This window comes from Saccharothrix sp. CCNWYY140 (assembly GCF_037401995.1).
GTDB lineage: Bacteria > Actinomycetota > Actinomycetes > Mycobacteriales > Pseudonocardiaceae > Actinosynnema.
Genome location: NZ_JBBEGC010000091.1, coordinates 1 through 15514 on the forward strand (window position 1 = coordinate 1; position 15514 = coordinate 15514).

Annotated in this window: 9 protein-coding genes; all 9 read right to left on the reverse strand. The window is 73.9% G+C overall.

The features are described 5' to 3' along the window. Positions 1–157: 157 nt before the first annotated feature. Complete coding sequence (locus WBN91_RS29245) at positions 158–2890, reverse strand: RICIN domain-containing protein (RefSeq protein ID WP_337727529.1); 2733 nt, start codon at positions 2888–2890, stop codon at positions 158–160. 152 nt (positions 2891–3042) lie between these two features. Further along, on the reverse strand, positions 3043–3645 hold the full coding sequence (locus WBN91_RS29250) for a hypothetical protein (protein ID WP_337727528.1): 603 nt from the start codon (positions 3643–3645) through the stop codon (positions 3043–3045). Next, positions 3642–4142, reverse strand: a complete 501-nt coding sequence (locus WBN91_RS29255) for a hypothetical protein (protein ID WP_337727527.1) — start codon at positions 4140–4142, stop codon at positions 3642–3644. The genes WBN91_RS29250 and WBN91_RS29255 overlap by 4 nt, the downstream gene beginning before the upstream one ends. Next, entirely contained in the window at positions 4139–5503 is a 1365-nt protein-coding gene (locus WBN91_RS29260) for a hypothetical protein (RefSeq protein ID WP_337727526.1), read from the reverse strand. The genes WBN91_RS29255 and WBN91_RS29260 overlap by 4 nt, the downstream gene beginning before the upstream one ends. Before the next feature lie 16 nt (positions 5504–5519). Then, positions 5520–7490: a hypothetical protein gene (locus WBN91_RS29265; RefSeq protein WP_337727525.1), complete on the reverse strand. Its 1971-nt coding sequence runs from the start codon at positions 7488–7490 to the stop codon at positions 5520–5522. Further along, positions 7487–9196, reverse strand: a complete 1710-nt coding sequence (locus tag WBN91_RS29270) for a hypothetical protein (protein WP_337727524.1) — start codon at positions 9194–9196, stop codon at positions 7487–7489. The genes WBN91_RS29265 and WBN91_RS29270 overlap by 4 nt, the downstream gene beginning before the upstream one ends. A 7-nt stretch (positions 9197–9203) precedes the next feature. Beyond that, on the reverse strand, positions 9204–9515 hold the full coding sequence (locus WBN91_RS29275; RefSeq protein WP_337727523.1) for a hypothetical protein: 312 nt from the start codon (positions 9513–9515) through the stop codon (positions 9204–9206). Continuing rightward, the gene (locus WBN91_RS29280) at positions 9512–11608 is read right to left on the reverse strand and encodes a hypothetical protein (RefSeq protein ID WP_337727522.1); all 2097 of its coding nucleotides are present in this window, start codon (positions 11606–11608) and stop codon (positions 9512–9514) included. The genes WBN91_RS29275 and WBN91_RS29280 overlap by 4 nt, the downstream gene beginning before the upstream one ends. 69 nt (positions 11609–11677) lie before the next feature. Then, complete coding sequence (locus tag WBN91_RS29285; RefSeq protein ID WP_337727521.1) at positions 11678–15283, reverse strand: penicillin-binding transpeptidase domain-containing protein; 3606 nt, start codon at positions 15281–15283, stop codon at positions 11678–11680. Positions 15284–15514 lie beyond the last annotated feature (231 nt).

Sequence of the window (15514 nt, forward strand, 5' to 3'; positions counted from 1 at the left end):
TCGGGCAGGCCATACGGGGATGACGGAAGAAGCCCAAGTTGGGAGGTCTGCTGCGCGAGCCCTTCGAAAAGCGCGTGGCCTGTGCCTCTGTACGCATTACTCGTCTAGCGGCCGGCTGACGGCGGACTGGCAGGGGCCGTCCGCCGTCGGCCGGGTGTTACCGCAGGGTCCACCTCTGCAAAGCGACTCCGGTGTCGGCCACCTGCACGAGACCGTTCGTCGAACCCGTCCCGGTCGGGGCGAGGCTCAGGTTGCTGTGCTTGGCCTTGAACGCATACGCGTCCGCCGTTCCGCTGATGCGCCAGCGCTGGTTGTCCGCGCCGTTGCAGGTCTGCTGGGTTACCGCCGCGCCCGACGCGGTCGAACTGCCGGACACTCCCGCGCACAGACCGTTGCCGACGTTGCGGATCTCGTAGGTCCCGTCGGTCTGTGCGGTCAGTTGGAACCGCTGGTTGTTGCCGCCGTGGTAGGAGTACTGGATGAGCTGCGTGCCCGCCGTGGTGGAGCTGGCGGGCACGTCGGCCACCAAGCCGGAACCGTTGTTGGACAACGTGTAGATGCCGTTGGCAGGCGGCTGCGGAGCCGGGATCGCCTGGGGCGTGGGCAAGGTGGCGCTGGTCGCCGTCACGGTGAACGGCGACGACGTGGACTGGCCGCCGGTGCGCACGTTCAGCACCCCGCCGGCGAAGTACCAGCCTGTCGCCGCCGCGTTGTACTCGGCCTGCGTGGTGTACCGGGTCAGTGTGGTGGACCCGAGGGTCACCGACGACGGCGCGCCGGCCACGTGCACGGCCAGTTCGTACCCGCGCGAAGCGGGCTTGCCGGTATAAGAGCCGTTCGACGCGCCCACCGTGACGGTGACGTTGCCGGTCCCGCTCGAAGGCGCGGACACGGTCACGTTCTGCTTCGCGTAGGAGCCCGAGGCGAACTGCCGGGTCACCCCGTCGTCCTCGTACAGCTCGAACGACGAGTTCCCGCGCGGGTACACGTCGAACGTGATCGGGGTCTTCGGCTTCTCGCCGCTGTGGTTCATCTGCGGCCACATCGGCACGATCGCCCCGCCGCGCACGAACAGCGGCAGCCGGTCCAGCGGGGCGCTGTACCCGTCGAAGGTCCCCGGACCCTGGTACACCGTGCCGGTCCAGTAGTCCGTCCACGTCCCCGCGGGCAGGTAGATCCCGCTGCGCGTGGTGCCGGCCGACGTGACCGGGGCGACCAGGAACGAGTCGCCCGCCATGAACTGCTGGGACACGGCGTTGCCGCGCGCGACCGGGTCGTTCGGGTACTCCAGCACCATCGCCCGCGTCGTGGGGACGCCGGTCTCGTGCGCCACCCGCGACATCGTGTAGAAGTACGGCATCAGCCGCATCTTCAGCTTCAGGTACTTGCGGTTGATCGCCTGGTGCGCCGCGTCGAACCGCCACGGCTGCTTGTCGTTGTACCCGGCGGAGGGGTTGGTCGGGCCCCACCCGGACATCGACATCATGACCGGGGTGAACGCCTTCCACTGGAGGTCGCGGGAGTACGTGTCGGGGCTGCCCGCGAAGATGCCGTCCACGTCGCCGGCCGCGTAGTTCAGCGCAGACAACCCGGCGCCGGTGATCGCCGGGACGTGGAAGCGCATGTTGTTCCAGTCGCCTTCGGTGTCACCGGTCCACACCACGGCGTTGCGCTGGGTCCCGGCCCAGCCGTCCACGGTCCACACGAACCGCCGGGCGTCGCTGTTGTTCTCGATGCCGGCGACCGCCGACGCCACGCCGTCGAACGCGCCCTGGTAGCCGCCGCCGACCCACGCCACGTCGGTCTTGACCATCCGGGTGCCGGCGGTGCCGACCTCCCAGCCGATGTTGGACAGCGACCGCTGCGTCCACAGGCCGGTCCGGAAACCCCTGTCCTTCAACGCGGTGACGGTCTGCGGGAGGTCGACGTACTCGCAGCCGTACCCGTCGTTGGGCAGGAACCAGCCCGACGGCATGTCCGCCGCCCGTGCCTGGTCGGCGTACTTGATCACGTCCGGGGTGCGCACGTGGTCGGCCCGGTTCTTGGTGCCGGTGTAGGTGGGGCTGCTGCTGTTCCAGCAGTCCGCGTGGCCCATCTCGAAGCCGTAGATCGGGGCCAGGAACGGCTTGCCGGTCACGTCGGTGTACCGGTCGAGGACGTCCTTGAGGCCGCCCGCGAAGTACACGGCGTCGAACCGGTTCTCGTTGTGCGTGGTCTGCACGGTCGGCCCGAACGCGTAGCTGCCCGGCGCCCACGTGTTGCGCACGACGCCGTACCCGTTGGTGGACATGTAGAACGGGGCCGGGCTGGCGTTGTCCCCTTCGTTCCAGTGGTTGTCGATGGCCACCGGGACGGTCAGGTCGCGCAGCGCCCACGTGCCCAGCCGGAGGCCCGTGCCGTAGAACTGCTCATCCGCCTGGCGGGTCAGGCGTTGCCGTGCCTGGCCGTCACCCCACGACAAGCCGGAGGACTCGGCCCACAGCAGGGTCGTGTTGTCCTTCTTGTACAGCGCGAACTTCAGCGGTGACTTGTAGGCGCGCAGGACGACCGAGGCGGTTTCGATCTTCTGGTAGGTGCCCGCGTCGTTGACCGTGACCGGCACGGCGCCGAAGTTGGTGCCGGTGAGGATCTTGCCGTTGCCGGGGTCGGTGTAGGCGCCGCCGGGCGCGAGGTGCAGCCGGAACACGTCGGGTTGCAGGAAGCTGACCCGGACCTGGTCGGCGCCGGCGGTGAGGGTGACCGTCGAGCCGTTCTGGCTGGTGGCGGTGAGGGTGCCGAGGGTGGTGGTGGCGGCCTGGACGGGAGCGGACAGGCCGAGGGTGAGCAGGGGTGCGGCCAGGGCGGCCACGAGCAGCCGTCGTGGTCTGGATGAACCGGACTGTGGTCGCATCGCAGGGTTTCCGATCATTCTGTGACAGGTGGATGAGCAGAAGTGCACGAAAACACGGTGAACTGTACTCAAAATTCCACCCCGCCCCAAGGGTCAGGCGGCGAAAAGGTCCAGCCGATCAGCCGGAATCGATTTGGCGGATGATCCGATGTTCAGTCGGCCGACCGGCGCAGGCTGACGGCGGCGCGCACCGAGGCCGCCCCCGTCCAGCGGTCGGCGGCCACGCGGACGGCCAGGGCGTGCACGTGGCGCGGGTCGAGGGCCGCCACGTGCGTGCACACACCGGGTAGGGACACGCCGTCCACATCGCGGTGCGTGGTCGCGTGCACCAGCCGGCGGAGGGCGTCACTGCGCGACCGGGCCGCCGCGGACTCGTCGGCGTGGCGGGCGCGTTCGCGGGACCAGGCGGTGCCCAGCAGCAGCGGGGCGGCGTTCCAGGCTTCGACCACGGCCGCGTTCGCGACCACGCGGGGCGCGGCCAGTTCCAGCCGGTGGTGGTCCAGCGCCGCCCACACCAGCACGATCCCGGTGCGGAACTCCGCCACCATCGATCGGTCGCTCGCCACCGAGCCCAGCGCCGACACGACGTCCAGGGTGGTGTCGGCGATCGTCCGCGCCCGCAGCGGCAGCACCACGACCAGGCAGTCGAAGCCGGCGGTGATCTCGGTCTTCGCGGCGACGCGGGCCGAGGGTCCCAGCGCGGCGACGACCCGGCCGGTCAGCGGCCCGCCGTAGCCGTCCAGGACGCCGATCACCCGGACCCCGTCATGAGGAACAGCTCCACCTTGACCGTTCCCGGACCGCCTTCGTCGCCGAGGAACGGCCGGATCTGCTGCTCGCGCGGCAGTTTCGGCACTTGCCCCACCACAGCCCGCATGAGCTCGCGCGAGACGTCCGGCCCGCTGACCGAGCCGCGCGGCACGCCGAACAGCTGCACCAGGCCGATGCGCTGGTCGGGCAGCACCCGGCCGTCCATCTCGCGGCGGAACGCGTCCAGCACGCCCGCGCCGCCCGGCGGGACGTCCACGAAGAACACGACCGACTCCAGCACCAGCCCTTCCTGCTGCACGCCGGGGGACGGCGCGGCGGTGGTGGTCGTACCGGGCGAGGGCGACGGCGTCGGCACCGCCTGCCGTGCCGGGGGCAGCTCCGAGCCGAACGCGATCACCACCAGCACCAGCGCCAGCTCGGCGAACAGCCACCCGGCGGACCCGAGCCCGCCATCGCTCTCCCGCCGCACCCGCCGCCTCACGCCGGCCGCCCCTCCCCCGGCCCCGGTGCCGCCGACGCCGGCTCGGCAACCGACGACCCCGGTCCGACAACGGACGACCCCGGCGCGACAACCGACGACCCCGGCGCGACACCGGACGACCCCGGCCCGGCGGCCGACGACCCCGGCCCGACAACGGACGCCCCTGGCCCGGCGGCCGGTGACGACGGCCCCGTGACCGGTGCTTCGGGCGGGAACTCGTCGAGGACGTGCGTGCCGTTGGTGGCGTGCAAGCCGTCCGCGACCATCGCCATCCAGTTGGCCTCGCGGATCGCCGTCCGCAGGTGCTTGCTGGTCTCGTGCAACGTCCCGGTAGCCGCGCCAAGGTCCCGCGCCGCCGACTCCACCAGCGCCGCAGCCGCCGCGAAGGGCTGCTCCGCCGACCCGACCGCCTCGCGGTGCCCCGCCGTCACCGCGGACACCGACCGGGCCTCGCCGACGACGGTGTCCGCCCGCGCCAGCACGTCCTCCGCCCGCACGACGGCCGCGCCGGCCGACGACGCCGCCCGGCTCACCTCCCCCACCAGCTCGGCCACCGGCCGCACCGCCACCTCGAGCACCTCCGCGCCCCGCCCGATGCGCTGCTCCACGTCCGCCAGCCGGGTCACGTGCGCGCCCAGGTGCGGCAGGCCGTCCAGCAGCCGGGACACCGCGTCCCCCAGGCGTTCCACGGTGGCCACCGCCGCGTCCAGCCGCTCGGCGGCGCCGCCGAACCGCCGGGCCGCCGACGTCAGCTCCACCGCCAGCCGCCGCGTCTGCTCACCCTGCTCGGTCGCCAGCCGCGCGTCCCACAGCACCGCCAACGGCTCCACCAAGGCGACCTCCAGCCGGTGGACGATCCCGTCGGCACGTTCGGCGCGGCTGCGTTCCCGGGCGGGCTTGACGTACCGGAACATCAAGATCACCACGGTGACCACGATCAGCAGCGACAGCAGCAGCGGGCTCAGCGGCAGCGGCAGGCTCAGCCAGTAGGCGAAGAACGGTGGGCGCTGGTTCGGGTCCGCGCCGAGGTCGCCGGTCAGGTACATCGCCTCGGCCACGCCCAACAAGCCCCACGTGATCGCCACCGGCAGCAGCGCCAGCACTCCACCGGGCTGGGCGATCGGCACTTCGCACACCGCCCGCAGCATCCCGGGTTCGCGCAGCCGCCACAGTTCGGCGCCCACCTCCACGGGCCTGCCGTCCACGACCTGCCGCGCCTGCCGGGTCGCGACGTCGAACAGCGCCGACAGGTGGGCCAGGTGGGTGCGCGGCGACCCCGACCCGCGGTGCACGGCGGTCAGCTCGTGCACGGCCCCCTGGGTGAGGTCCTCGACCTGCTTCGCGGCCTCAGCGGCTTCCATGCGATCCCCGCATCACTCAGTGGAACATGCCATCGACGAACACAGCCAGGGCGACCGCGACCAGGACCACGACGAGCACGAGCGCGGTGACACGCACGTTGCGCCACAACAACACCCGACGGCCGTAGTCGACCGCGTGCTTGGGCCTCGACTCCTCGGTCTCCTGCTCGACCGGCTCCTCGGCCTCCTGCTTGCGCGGCTTGGAGGAGCGCCTGCGTTTCTCGGCCGCCTTGTACTCGTCGAACAACGCGCGGTAGTCCTGTTCGAGCCGGTGGACCGCCTCGGTCAGCTCGGCCTCGCGGTCGTGCCGCTGCTCCAGCTCGCCGCCCACCACGTCCAGGTACACCGCGAAGCCGTTCGCCGGTTCGGCCGACCGCGCCGCGATCTCCGTGCACACCAACGCCAGTTCCAGCGACGGCTGTTCCTTGCCCCCGAACGCGCCCGCGCCCAGCGAGGCCACGACGTCCCGCACCTCGTCGTCCTCAGTGGACTCCAGCGCGGCCAGCAACCACGCCGACGCCTGCCCGGCGAAGCGGTGCCGCCCCAGCACGGCCCGGAACACCTGCCGCCGCTCGGACTCCGCGCCCACCCGCCGCACCCAGGACACCGCGACCGCCGGGGACAGCGGCGGCACGGCCTCCACCAGGCGGACCAGGGTCTCGGCCGAGGCCGGGGTGGCCAGGAACCGCTCGCTCAGCGGCCCGAGATCACCACCACCGGCGACCTCGTCCACCACGTCCTCGAAGGAGACCGGGAACAGGTCGGCCAGGTCCGGGTCGTGGCGGTCCAGGCCCAACGCCGTGAACCACGGCCCCAGCTCACGCACGTCGGCGACCACCACGGACCGCGCGAACGCCACCCGGTCGGCCACCGCGGGCCACCGCCTGCGGGCCAGCTCGACCGACCGGTCGAACCACACCGGGTCCGTCGTCGGCAGGCCCAGCCCCTCGGGCACCTTCCGCGCCAGCAGGCCGAACACGGTGTCGGCGAACTCGTCGGCCAACCCGGCGGCGGTGCCGCACAGCCACTCGACCGCCCGCGGCGCGTTCCCGATCAGCCACGAGATCAGCTGCGGCTCGTTCTCCGGCCGCAGGACCCGCTCGTCGCCGCGTAGCATCGCCGGCCACACCTGGTCGAACCCCAAGCGCCACAACTCGTTCTCCACCACCGACGCCACCAGCGCGCCGATCGTGGGCAGCGAGCGGTAGCGGTCCACGGCGGCGGGTTCACGCACGTGCCCCGCCAGCCACCGCACGGCGGCGGCGTCGTCACCGTCGTCCGCGACGGACAGCGCGGCCAGCTTGCCATCCAGCCACCGGTCGACCCGCTCGGCCGTGGGCGTGCCGCGCAACGGCTCCGGCCACGGCCCGGTGACCCGCCGCAGCCGGGGGTTGCCGGGGGTCGCCGCCAGGAACGTCGTCCACACCCGCTCGCGCGTCACCGCGTGCGGCAACACCCGCAGCGCGCCCGCGATCGCGGCGGCCACCCCGGTCTCCGCACCGCCGACCCGCACGGCGTCGTGCTCCTCGACCAGCCCGGTCAGCACCTGCGCCACGGTCCCGGTGTCGGCGGACCCGCCCAGCGGCGCGGGGTCGGCGGGCAGGCCGGAGGAGGCCAGCGCCCACGGCAGCAGCCCGTCCCCCGCGTGCACCGCCGCGACGCAGCCCTCCCACAGCCGCCACGCCTCGGTCCCGTCCAGCGGGGCGAACAGGAACTGGCACACCCCGGTGCGCCCGAACCGCCCGCCGCACACCTGCACCGAGAAGCACCACCAGGACCCGGCCCCGGGCACCGGCACCACCCGCAGCCCCAGCGCCGAACGCGCTTCGAGGTCTGGAGTCGGCTGCGGCACGCCGTCGGGCACGTGCACCAGTTCCTGCGCCGCGGACCGGAACGGGCCGGGCGCGCGCCGCAGCGCGCCGTCGTCGACCGGGCTGAACCCGCTGCCCGCCACCCCGCCCCACTGCACCAGTTCCACCGGGATCACAGCTGCACCCCCGACAGCAGGCCGAGCTTGAGCTGGGTCAGCGCGGCCGACGGCTCGCTGGCCGCCGGGAACTCGCGCCCGCCCTCCAGCTCGAACCGGTCCTGGGTGCCCGGCGAGAGCACCGGCACCTGCCCGAACGGCGAGCACAGGTAGAAGCGGGTCTCCCGCCACCGCTGGTCGAACAGCTGCCGCACGGTCTGCGCCAGACCCAGCCCGTAGACCAGGCCGCAGGTGAGCGCGGACATCACCAGGTCGCGTTGGCGCAGCAGGCCGCCCTCGCCGGGCGCCAGCGACGCGGCCACGTGCTGGTCGATCGAGGGCACGGCGATCTTGCGCGCCAGCTCGGTCTCCGAACCGCCCGCCTCCACCGAGATCCGGTCCTCGCCGCCGTCGTGGATGAGGTTCCACAGCCGTTCGCCGTCGCTGTAGTGGCGGACCAGCTCGCGGGCCACGTGCCGGGCGATGTCCTCGCGGATCTCGGGCACCTCCAGGTCCCGGGTCAGGTCTCGGACCAGGCCGTCCCACACCGCCTGCTCGACCACCTCCTCGTGCCCGATCCGCCCGGCGCACCGGTTGGACACGTCCACCAGGTAGTCGGCCACGCCGGTCACCACCGCGTCCGGCGCGCCCAGCTCGGCCAACCCCCGGCCGTCGCGCACCGCGTGGGTGACCAGGTCGGCCTTGGTCAGGCACACCAGCAGCTTGCGGGTGGTGCTGTCGTCCTTGCCGAAGTCGCCCTGCGCGGTGAGCCGGTCGGCGATGTCGCGCTGCTGCACCCGCCGCCGCTTGCGGGCGCGGTCGAGGTCGCGGAGGGTGGCCTCGTCGGGGCGGATGCTGCCCATCGTCAGCCGCTGCACGTCGTCCGGGGGCAGGAACGCGGTGAACCGGGGCTCCACGATCGGGTCGATCGTCCACACCAGGCTGTCGTACTTGGCCAGCGCGCGCTGCCGGTACTCCTGGTCGTAGGTCTCGGCGTTGAAGAACTCGCCGGGCAGGTCGGCCACCGAGGTGATGAGCACCCGCCCGCGCAGGCCGTAGCGCTGCACGATCGGCTGCCGCACCACCGTGCCCCACCGGGCGGGACTGGCGCCGAGCAGCTCGACGTGGATCTGCCGGATCTGCTGCACGACGTCGTCGCCGACCGCGTCGGCCAGGAAGCCCGTGGGCACCATCTCCAACAGGCTGGTGCGGTCCAGCGGCACGTTGTCCTCGACGGTGGAGTCGTACTCGCGGCGCAGCGCCCGCATCGGCCGCTCCTCGAACACCGTGCCGTTCATCTTCACCGGCGGCGCGCCGCTGCGGGTGTCGCGGCTGGCCGGCGGCAGCGCCAGCTCCTGGTTGAGGGTGCGCAGCAGCAGGTAGCTCTTGCCGGCGGCGATCGCGCCCACCGCCGCCGCGCCGGCGAACCGGTCGATGCGGGCGGTGGTGCGCCGCACGCCCTGGAGGTGGTGGTCGAAGAACAGGTGGCCGTCGCCGCACAGCCAGTACACGTCCTGCGCCTGGCCCGGGTCGTACTCCGCGGACTGCCAGTGCTTGCCGGGCTGCCCGTGCTCGTCGAACAGGCTCAGCCGCCACTGCGGCCGGCCGCTGGGTCCCGGCCCGATGGCCAGGTGCAGGCTGGGCGGCCCCTCGGCGGGCGCGACGCCGAAGTCGTGGCCGCAGGCGGGGCAGGCGTCGAACGGGGCGAGGTTGCGCGGTTCGGTCATCGCGGGGTCATCCGATCTTGGGCAGCAGCAGGGCGAGGACCACGAGCACGACGGCGATCGGGACCGCGCGCAGCAGGCCGACGCGCAGGCCGTGCGCCCGGCCGACCGACCGCGCGCGGGCCAGGTGCCGGCGCAGGTAGGGCTCGGCGGCGGGCTTGGCGCGCCGGCTCTGCGGTTGGGCGTTGGAGCCCCAGTCCGCGACCAGCACGGGCAGGTTCTCCTGCTCGGGGCTGTCCTCGACGGTGTCGCCGTGCCACACCGGCCGCATCCGCGCCCGCAGGCTCCGGGGCAGGGACGCCGCCACCTCGGGATCGCTCACAGCACCCCTCCCAGCTTCAGGCTCGCCACGACGATCAGCAGCAGCACGGTCGCCACCGCCGACACCGACCACGACCACGTCCGGTACGCGGCCAGCGCCAGCTCCGCCTGCTGGGACCGCAGCTCGCGGATGAGCGCTTCCCGCGCGCCCACGGCGATGTTGTGCCGGCTGCGGACACCGGCGCGGATGCGGCGCAACTGCTCCCCGTACGGCGGGTCGTAGCGGTCGTCCTCCGGCACGACCCGCGCGCACGCGTCCACCGGGCACGCCGGGTGCCCGCAGCCGGGGCCGGGCCGGTCGTGCTCGGCGATCAGCCGCTCGACCCACGCCTCCAGGCTGAAGTCCGGGTCGGCGAACACGCCCTTGCGGAACGGCGCCGCCAACTGGAGGGCGAACGGCCGCCAGCGCGGCTCCCGCGACCACCAGTTGGTCAGGTACTCCTCCACCCGCGGGTGGGAGTCGACGACCCGCTCCCGGCCGCCCTGCTTGTCCAGCAGGCCGCGCAGCCGGTCGGGGCTGGCCACCGCCGCGATGGTGACCAGGACGAAACCGAAGCGGTCCAACGCCCGCAGGTCCACCGTGCCGCCGCGCTCGACCTGCGCCCGGTAGTCGGCGGAGGTGTACTCGTCGGTGGCGCGGGCGTCGCGGGCCTCGCAGCGGACCGGGGCGATCGAGTCGCCGTCGATGAGGACGTAGCCGTCGTGGCCGTCGGCGCGGGCCAGGCGGCGGACGTTGGCGGGTTTGATGTCGCCGTGCGCGATGCCCAGCGGGCCGTGCATCAGGTCCAGGCCGCGGGCCAGGCGGCGCAGGTCGTCCAGCGGGCCGCGACCGGGCACCGGGCGCTTCTCCTGGCCCAGCCAGCCCACCGCGTCCACCCACGGCGAGGCCACCAGCACGCAGGTGTCCGCGTCGGGCTGGTCGGCCACGCCGAACCAGCCGGCCAGCCGCGCGGCCACGCCCGAGGGAATGCGCTCGCCCCGGTCCACCAGGTTGGTCTCCGGGGCTTCCGGCCGTGCCAGGGACAGCAGGTGCACCGGGGCGACCACCCAGGGCGGCATCCGGTTGGACCCGCCGACCGCCCCGTTGGCGCGTTCGACGTTGCCGATCTGGGCTTGGAGGAAGGCGCGCAGCATGGCCGCGTCCTCGGGGGTGTCGCAGCGGTAGACCTTGACGTGCCAGGCGTCCTCCGCGCCGGGCTCCAGCGACTCGGCGCGGGTGTAGAGCACGCGCACCCGCAGCTGGTGCGGGTCGCCGCGCTCGGAGCGCCCGGTGAACTCCCGCGCGCTCGGCACCAGGCCGGGGCGCGGCGCCTCGACGTGGACCCGTTTGAACGCGCCGCCCAGCACCCACGCCGTGACGCCCGTGCCGTCGCCGATGTCGGTGGCGCCGCCCGTGCGCAGCTCGGCGAACCGGTCGTGCAGCTCGTAGTCGATGGTGGCCACCGCGTCGCCGGTGGTCTCCCGGATGACGATCTGGCCGCGCGGCGACACGCCCATGCCGGTCGGGTGGCCGTGCTCGACGCGTTGCCCGCCCACGGAGACGATGTAGCGGCGGTCCTGGCCGGTGCGCCGCACGTGCAGCGTGCCGTGGACGTTGCGCAGCTCCACCAGCGCCGCCCGGGGCACCGCCTCGGCCTCGTCGGGGAACACCACACCGCCGGGACCGCGCCGCGACACCGGCACCCAGCCCGCCGACGGGCGCAGCAGGTGCGGGAACGTGAACCGGCCCAGTTTCAGGGTGAGCACGAGCTGGTCGGCGTCCTGGTCCTCGTCGGGCTCCTCCTCGGTGACCGGCGCGCTGGGTTCCTCGTCCTCGGCCACCACCACCGGCACCACCTCGACGGTGAAGCCGGGCTCGGGCAGGTCGCGGTCCACGGTCACGGCCAGGCGGGGGATCGCGCCGGGGTACTCGCGGCGCTGGTCGTCCACGGAGGCGCGCAGCTCGTTCTCGGCCACCGCCGACAGCGACCAGGCGACCCGCACCACCACGTCGACCACCACCGGCCCGCCGGAGGCGTGGTGGGACAGCCACCTGCTCAACTCCCGCCGCACCTCGCGCCCCAGCGCGGCCTCCCGCTGGTCGTCGTCACTCATCGCCCACCCCCACGCCTCTCACGCCCCACCACGCCCTGTCCTGTCCCGCGCCCCCGCGCCGGTGCCGCCTCATCCGCGTTCCTCCACGATCGCGCCGACCACCGCGTCGGTGAGCAGGCGTGCCCGCGCCGCGCCCCGCCCCTCGTCGGCCGTCTCCACCGCCACCGCGAACGCCACCGGTCCGCGCGCGGTCGTCACCGAACCGACCAGCCAGGCGATCTGGCGGGTGAACTCGCCCGGCGGCGGGTCCTCGCCCCCGTGCAGGTCGTGCGTGCCGGTCTTGACCCGCAGCTCGTGGCCGGGGTGTTCCGCGAGCCGCTCCGCCGTGCCGAACTCGACCGTCCCGGCCAGGCCCGCCAGCAGTTCCGCGGCCTGTGCCGTCGACAGCACCTGACGGACCTCCGGCACGACCTCGGCGCGCGGACCGCCGTGCGGCCGGGTCGTGGCGTCGACCAGGCGCGGCTGGACGAGCTTGCCGCCGTTGGCGATGCCGCCCAGCACGGCGGCCAGGTGCAGCGGGGTGCCCTCGACGTGCCCGCCGCCCAGGACGCTGTTGGCCAGGTCGCCGCCCTCCGACTCCGGCGGCACCCGGGAGTCCACACCCAGCTCGGTGCCCGCGACCCACGCCGGCGCCCGCTCGGCGTCGGCGGGCACGGCCCGGAAGCCGAAGTCCACCGCGGTGTCCCGGATCAGCGGCCACGGGAGGTCCATCGCCAGCCGCACGAACGCGGTGTTGCACGAGACGGCCAGCGCGTCGGCCACGGTGATCGTCCCGGACTCGCCGCGTTCGCACAGCCCGCGCGGCGAGTTCTTCACCGGTTCCCGGCGGCCCCGCACCGGCAGTTCGGCGGGGGCGGGGACGCGGTCGGTGATGTGCTTGCCGGGCTGCCGCAGGTAGGCGGCGGCCACCACGACCTTGAACGTCGAGCCCAGTCCGTAGTTGCGGCGCAGCGCCCGGTTGTCCGAAGTGGACGGCAGCCGCACGTCGTCGCGGCCGTCCACGTACCGGCGGCGCTCGGCCCGCGACTCCGGCGGTTCCTCGCCGGGGCCGGGTAGGAGCTGCCACTGCCAGCAGGTGTTGTCGACCTCGTCGTCCGGGCGGCACTCGGCCGTGCGCTGCTCGTCGATGCGCGTGCCGTCGAAGACCCCCGCCGGGTGCTGCCGCTCGAACTCGCGGCGCTGGGCGTCGCTGGGTTCGGCGGCGGCGGTCTTCCCGGCCGGGACGTGCCCCGGCGCGGACGCGGCGGCCAGCACTCGTCCGGTGTCGGGTTCGAGGACCACGACACCGCCCGCCAACGGCCCGCCGGCGCCGTCGTCGCGCAACGCGGCCACCGCCGCGCGCTGGAGGTCCGGGTCCACGGTCAGTTCCACCGCGCCGGGCTCGGATTCACCGGCCGGCAGCAACGGGTTGGCCAGCGCGCTGCTGCCGTCGACCAGGTCGCCGAGTGCGCCGTCCACCGCGCCCGCCTGGTCGCCGGCACCGACGAGCCCGCCGAGGTCTTCCTGGGAGATCACCGGGGTGCCGATGGCTTCCCAGGTGCCTTGCGTGCGGTCGCGGGTGTACTGCGGGACGCCGCCGACGCTGAGGACGACCGTGTGGCGGTGGAGGGCGATCCGGTCCGTGGAGCACTTCTCGGGGTTCTCGCGCGGCCGTTCGGCGCGGCAGTAGGGGCGGTCGGTGGCGTACCCGCGGTAGGGCCACGCCGTGGTCACCGCGCCACCCACCAGGCACACCGCCACGACCAGTACCAACGGTGCCGATAACAGCCGGGCCGGTGCGCCTCGGCGCGGCGCGGACGAGGTGCCGGCGGCAGGTGCGTCCCAGCGGTGCGTGGGTAGGCCGCCGGTGGCAGGCGTGCCCCGCACGGGCGGTCCGCCGGGCGGATTCGGCGCGGTCAGGCGGTAACTCCACCAGACCGTCAGCACCACGGCCGCGCCCAGGGCCAGCGTCGACTGCCCGCCGCGTGACAGGAACGGCACGGTGAACCCCGAGTGCGGCACCCACGCGATGGTCGCCAGGAAGACGTACCCGAACTGCACCACCAGCAGCGCCGCGACCCCGATCGCGAACAGCCGCGCCGCCGTCGGCCCGCGCACCCCGGACCGGTGTTCGGCCTCGCGCGCCAGCCGGGCCAGCGCGGTGGCCAGCAACGCCAGCAGCGCACCCATCAGGAGCACCACGACCCCGCCGAGCTTGCTCCAGATCACGGCGATCACCAGGTCGCTCTCCCCCAGCGGCACCTGCCCGGACGCGGTGTCGGGCAGGCCGCGGCCCCACAGCCCGCCGTCGGCGATGGCCGCCAGGCCCTGCGCGATCTGCGAACGCCGGTTGGCCGCCTCGCCGTCGACGGGCAGGCGGCACAGCGCCGCGCCGTCCGGCGCGTCGGGCACCTCCGCGCCCTCGGGCGGCTCGACGCAGGTGTTGGTCCACCCGTACTCCCACGGGCGCACCATCGCCTCGACCCGGTCGGTGGCTTTGGGGAAGGTCGCGAACGCCACCGCGCCGACCAGCACCGTCCCGGCGAGGACGACCAGGTACCAGCGGGTGTGCACGGCCAATTCCGCCCACCGCCGCCACCGGCTGCCCTCGTGCCGCAGCGAGGAGCGGCGGACGCCGTCGGCGACCAGGAACAGCATCAGCACCACGGTCACCGCGAACAGCCCGATCAGCGGCCCGAGGTCGCTGCGCACGAAGCTGCCCACGCACACCGCGCCGAACAGGGCGATCGGGTAGAAGAAGTGCCCCCGCCCGCGCACGTACTGCCCCGACCGCCCGAACCGGTGGGCGAACCCGGCCAGCAGCGCCGCCAGCAGCGCGAGGTAGAGCACCTTGCCGTACTCCGAGGCCGCGACCCCCGCGATGAGCAGCCGGTCCGGCTTGTCGAACCAGGCCGCGGCGAACACCGCGAACACCAGCACGACCGCGCCCCACCACCGCAGCCGCACGACGACCGCACTCCACCACCGAGCCCGCGCGACGACACCGCCCCGCCGGCCGGCGCCCGACCGGTCCGCGGTGACCGCCGGCCACCCGGCGACCCGCCGCGCGCCGCCCGCCACTCGCCGCGCCGTGCCGCCGACCGCCCGCCGCACCCCGGCCAGCCGGTTCGCGCCCACCGCCAGCGGCACCGCTACCAGGGCCAGCAGCAGCACCAGGGGCAGGAAGACGGCTCCGCGCGCCTCGGTGAAGACATCGCGCGCCAGGCCCTCTGCGAGCTTGGTGGCCGGGTTGCGCAGCACCACCAGCCGCACGGTCAGCAGCAGCCCGAACTCCAGCACCAAGCCGCCCGCGAGGACCGCGGCCAACGCCGCCGGCGCGACCTCGTGGTCACCCCGGCGGGCGTGCGCCCGGCGCAGCAGGAACACCGCGCACAGCACGAGCGCCGCCACCGCCAGCCCCACGACCGCGCCGTAGACCAGGTTCTGTCCACGCGAGGCGATCCAGAACCCCAGCCACACCAGGAACAACGGCCACACCAGCGCCCGCGCCGGCCCGGTGACCCACCGCCGCCACCACTGCGCGGTCGGGTCGGTCGTCCCGACCACCGCGAGCCGCAGCCGCGCCGACCCGCGCAGGAACCCGACCGCGCCCACGACCCCGAGCACGAGGCCGGCGAGCACGAGCACCCGGCTGATCCCGCCCGTGCCGAACACAGCGGACAAGGCAGCACCCATGAAAAGGATTCCTCCGCGGCGGTCGGGCGAACGCTGGAAAACCCCCGACCGCCGAAATGCGGCAGCAGGTGATCACCCACCCTGTCGTTCGCGCCCGACCTCACGTTACCGGACTCGGCAGTCCTTTTCCGATGCGGCCCTGCCAGGCAAAACAGTCGTTACCAGCCCGATCCACATTAATGCGGACACGGTCGGCGACAACTCTGCTAACGCACGCTCGCGAATATCACC